Source organism: Nostoc sp. CHAB 5715, assembly GCF_020829685.1.
In the GTDB taxonomy this organism is placed as follows: domain Bacteria; phylum Cyanobacteriota; class Cyanobacteriia; order Cyanobacteriales; family Nostocaceae; genus Nostoc.
This window is the reverse complement of the sequence record NZ_JAIVFR010000646.1, coordinates 1-4459: the sequence shown is the minus strand read 5'-3', so window position 1 is coordinate 4459 and position 4459 is coordinate 1. Positions and strand designations below refer to the sequence as shown.

5 protein-coding genes and 1 pseudogene are annotated in these 4459 nt (G+C 40.3%); 2 read left to right on the top strand and 4 right to left on the bottom strand.

Features of this window, described 5'->3' with window-relative positions; genetic code table 11:
• Nucleotides 1-20 precede the first annotated feature (20 nt).
• Nucleotides 21-434: pseudogene (locus LC574_RS28130) on the top strand (response regulator transcription factor); the annotation flags it as partial.
• 70 nt (nt 435-504) lie between these two features.
• Here the strand turns inward: LC574_RS28130 and LC574_RS28125 are convergent.
• Nucleotides 505-813: an NIL domain-containing protein gene (locus LC574_RS28125; RefSeq protein ID WP_229456952.1), complete on the bottom strand. Its 309-nt coding sequence runs from the start codon at nt 811-813 to the stop codon at nt 505-507.
• A 341-nt stretch (nt 814-1154) separates the two neighbouring features.
• Here LC574_RS28125 and LC574_RS28120 point away from each other — a divergent pair, with 341 nt between their 5' ends.
• On the top strand, nt 1155-1952 hold the full coding sequence (locus LC574_RS28120) for an Rpn family recombination-promoting nuclease/putative transposase (RefSeq protein ID WP_229456951.1): 798 nt from the start codon (nt 1155-1157) through the stop codon (nt 1950-1952).
• Between the two features lie 243 nt (nt 1953-2195).
• On the opposite strand, the gene LC574_RS28115 is transcribed toward LC574_RS28120, so the two are convergent.
• From LC574_RS28115 to LC574_RS28105, 3 genes are all read right to left on the bottom strand, one after another.
• Complete coding sequence (locus LC574_RS28115) at nt 2196-2426, bottom strand: DUF2281 domain-containing protein (protein WP_229456950.1); 231 nt, start codon at nt 2424-2426, stop codon at nt 2196-2198.
• Nucleotides 2427-2509: 83 nt separating this feature from the next.
• The gene (gene asnS, locus LC574_RS28110; RefSeq protein WP_229456949.1) at nt 2510-3901 is read right to left on the bottom strand and encodes an asparagine--tRNA ligase; all 1392 of its coding nucleotides are present in this window, start codon (nt 3899-3901) and stop codon (nt 2510-2512) included.
• 2 nt (nt 3902-3903) lie between these two features.
• On the bottom strand, nt 3904-4266 hold the full coding sequence (locus tag LC574_RS28105) for a hypothetical protein (protein ID WP_229456953.1): 363 nt from the start codon (nt 4264-4266) through the stop codon (nt 3904-3906).
• Between the last annotated feature and the right edge of the window lie 193 nt (nt 4267-4459).

The following is a 4459-nucleotide window of genomic DNA, read 5'->3' as shown; positions in this document are numbered from 1 at the left end:
TTCCGATCTAATTGCACATCGAACGCACCAGCTGGATTCCGGTTCTTTTCCTTTCAGCTAAGGGACAAAGTGCAGACCGAGTTAAGGGTCTGAATAAAGGTGCTGATGTTTATATGGTCAAACCCTTTGAACCAGAAGAACTCGTAGCGCAAGTTGAATCCTCGCTGAAACAAACTATCCGTTGGAAAGAACACCAAGCAAAAGGAGGCGAAAACGGTTCCCGTATCCAGGTTCCCTTCGATGTGCAATTAACGCCAACCGAACTGAAAGTAGTCCAGTTTGTCGCTAGGGGTTTAGCTAACCGGGAAATTGCTGAAGAACTAAATGTTAGTCAGCGCACGGTTGAAAGCCATGTGTCCAATATGTTGGGCAAAACCAATCTTCACAACCGCACTGAACTAGCGCGGTGGGCGATTGAAAATCAAATGGCTTAAACAAAGTTAAAAGTTAAAAGTTAGGAGTTACGAATTATGAATTTTTTAACTTCTAACTCCTAACTAAGATTTACCACCCATCTTCTTCAGGGCTGGATTGGTGCAAAACTTCTAAATCCAGTTCATCCAGGTAAGTTAGGGCGCTTTCAATCTGAGAAACAGTACCTGGCAGTTCAAGATCGAAGCAGCTATATTGTGGCACGTTTGTGCTTACCTGGGCATCAGCAATAATCACTGTGATGCCATAGTGAGAAACCAGTCGTGAAATGACTGGTTCCTCATACAAGTCTTTAGGAATGCGAACTTGGATACAAGTTTGGGTGCGTCTATTATCTAAAATATCAGTATTAGATTTTACTTGTTTATTTAGAATTGCCATTCTAGCTTCCTACTCGACTTCTGGGATGAGGGTTTTACTTTGCATAATTCTTTTAACACTAGCGTCACTTATTCCACCCAGGCAAGCAAGAAAGTATTTGCCTTTGCAAACCATTAATCTAGATATAGTCAATGTGAAGAATTGCTTATAATTCGGCAGTTATACCGTTTCTTTGTGAAGCTGCATATTTTTACCCCCCTGTAGTCCCCCCAAAGCATCGGGGGGACTACAGGGGGGTCTTATTATGTGCATCTTAACAAAAATTCTGATACATATAGATTTCTCGTAAGGGCACAGCAATTTTAATAAACAACACCTGATACAATTTCTTTAAAGCTGCCATGTATGACAATATCTGTAAATTCATTGCCGAAAACTTCAAAGATGATTTAGCAACATGGTTACTAGGTTCACCGATTAAATTAACAGAACTTAGCCCTACTGAATTATCAAGCGAACCAATTCGCGCCGATTCATTAATCTTATCGCAATCTGATGATTTAGTTCTACATACCGAATTTCAAACCGACGCTGATGAAGATATCCTCTTTCGGATGTTAGATTATCGGGTTAGGGTTTATCGCCGCTTTCCTAACAAAGAAATGCGCCAAATAGTAATCTATTTGAGAAAGACAAGTTCACAATTAGTCAGTCAAAATAGTTTTAAATTAAACAACACTTACCATCAGTTTGAGGTAATACGCCTGTGGGAACAACCTACAGACAGGTTTATGAGTATTCCAGGTCTATTACCCTTTGCCGTGCTAAGTCAGACAAACGATCCTACAATGGTATTAACCCAAGTAGTCAAAGCAGTTGAAGCAATTAGCGATCGCCAGCTACAAAGAAATATAGCTGCTGCCAGTGGCATTTTAGCAGGTCTGGTGTTAAATAAAAATGTAATTAGCAAGATTTTAAGGAGTGAGATTATGCGCGAATCAGTCATTTATCAACAAATCCTAGAAGAAGGCGAAGCTAAAGGCGAAGCCAAAGGCAAAGCCGAAGGGAAAGCAGAAACAACAAAAAAGTTGGCTTTAAATTTGTTGCGAATTGGAATGAGTTTAGAGCAAATTGCTCAAGTTACTGAATTATCTATTGAGCAAGTTCAAGTTTTACAAGAGGAGATTCAAAATTCTTAATTTTAATTAATGGCTTTATAAAATACACGGCTATACAAGCAAAACCCGCATTTGCGGGTTTCAAAGTTTTTATTAGTCCGCGCAGACGGACTTGGTTTGTGTAGACGTGATTTATAATCGCCTGGGTTTCAAACTAAAACTCAGTACTTTGTGGTGTACGCGGAAACTGAATCACATCACGAATATTTCCCATACCCATAACAGGATTTATATCACACAAAACTACATTTCCTCTTGAGATATCTACCACTGGATTTCTCCACGCGCCAAGCGTTCTTCATAATCTTCTAAATTAGATAAATATTCTGAAAAATCTGATTCTACTATTTCTAACGACTCGCTAAACTGAAGCCATAGTTCCCAGTTCTTACCGCTATGTTTCATTAATAGGAAGTCGATAAAATCACTGACTTCCTGAACTAAAGCTTCTGGCATTTGCCGGATTTTACCAATGGTTTGGTCTTGTATGCTCATGATAAATCTTCTCAGATGGATTTCTGTTTATCCACAAAAGTCAAAAACCTGGTAATTAGAAATGGCCAGGTCTAAAATTTAAACTAAAACTCAGCACTTTGAGGTGTACGGGGAAACGGAATCACATCACGAATATTTCCCATACCAGTCATAAATTGTACAAGTCGTTCAAAACCTAACCCAAAACCAGCGTGAGGGACAGTACCATAACGACGCAAATCAAGATACCACCACAAGTCTTCTGGCTTTAAACCTTGCGCTAATACCCGACGTTCTAAAACTTCCAAGCGTTCTTCCCTCTGAGAACCGCCGACAATTTCGCCAATTTTAGGTGCAAGAATATCCATTGCGCGAACGGTTTTTTCATCGTCGTTCAAGCGCATATAAAAAGCTTTGATTTGCGCGGGATAATCTGTAACGATCGCAGGCTTTTTAAATAATTGTTCAGCTAGATACCGTTCGTGTTCTGATTGTAAATCTAAACCCCAACTCACTGGATATTCAAATTTAACATCAGCTTTTTCTAAAAGTTTGATGGCTTCTGTATAAGTTAACCGTTCAAACTGATTATTAATAATATTTTCGGCTGTTGCCAACACAGATTTATCAATGCGTTCATTGAAAAATTCCATATCTTCTGGGCAAGTTTCCAACACATATTTAAAAATGTGGTTGAGAAACGCCTCATGTAAATCCATATCCCCTTCTAGGTCACAAAAAGCCATTTCTGGCTCAACCATCCAAAATTCTGCTAGGTGGCGGGAGGTGTTGGAATTTTCTGCACGGAAGGTAGGGCCAAAGGTGTAGACGTTGCTAAACGCCATCGCCATCACTTCCGCTTCCAACTGCCCGCTAACTGTTAAATATGTGGGTTTAGCAAAAAAGTCTTGGCTATAATCTACTGCTTGGTTTTCTGTGCGGGGAATATTCTTTAAATCTAAACTGGTAACGCTAAACAGTTCACCCGCACCTTCGCAATCGCTAGCAGTGATGATGGGTGTGTGTACCCACAAAAAGCCTCTTTGTTGAAAAAATTGGTGAATTGCTGTCGAACAAGCATTTCTGACGCGGAAAACTGCACCAAAAGAATTAGTCCGCGATCGCAAATGTCCAATGGTTCGCAGAAACTCAAAGGAATGGCGTTTCTTTTGCAGGGGATATGTATCGGGATCAGCTTCTCCATAAACTTTCACTGTCTCGGCTTTCAACTCAATCTGTTGTCCTTTACCAAGAGAAGCCACTAGTACCCCTGTAGCCTCGACAGCAGCGCCTGTATTCAGTTTTTTCAAGATAGGTTCGTAATCTGGCAAATCTTGATTAATGACGACTTGCAAATTAGCTAGTGATGAGCCGTCATTGACTTCAATAAAAGCAAACCCTTTGGACTCGCGCTTCGTCCGCACCCAGCCTTGCACTAGGAGAGACTCATCAGGTTGACCACTTTGCAATATTTCTGCAATCCGTCGATTTGCCATATTTATCCAGCACAAGACTTTAATATCCAGCCTATGATAACGCCCATTCCACCAAAGCGGACGACTTGCCAGAAAGGTTTTTTGAGGCTACGCCAAGAAAATAACTGGCTTTCTAAGTTTAGTTCTAGCATTTCCAACTGCTGTTGAATTTGTCGTAACTCTGCTTTGATTTCTGGTGTCTGAGATTTATTGTGCTTTAGTTGATCGCGGCGCTGTTGCCATTGTGCCTGTTGTTGGCGATCGCGTTGCACTTGATCGTAACGTTCTTTTAAGGATAGGAGCGATCGCTCTACTTCCTCTAGTTCTTGTTCAAAATCTGGTTCGGGATTTTCTGCTGACGGCTGTGATTGTTTAGGCGGCTTCATGTACAAGTAGTAAACTAAGATGAATATGAGCCAAACGTTAAAAGTCAAGAGTCACTGGTTATTAATCAAATGACAAATGACAAATGACAAATGACAAATGACAAATGACAAATAAAATTTGGAGGTAAGAATGCGCGATACCTTTAATAAAATGATCGGTCGAACTCGCTATGTAGTCTTTCGCCTATTTCTG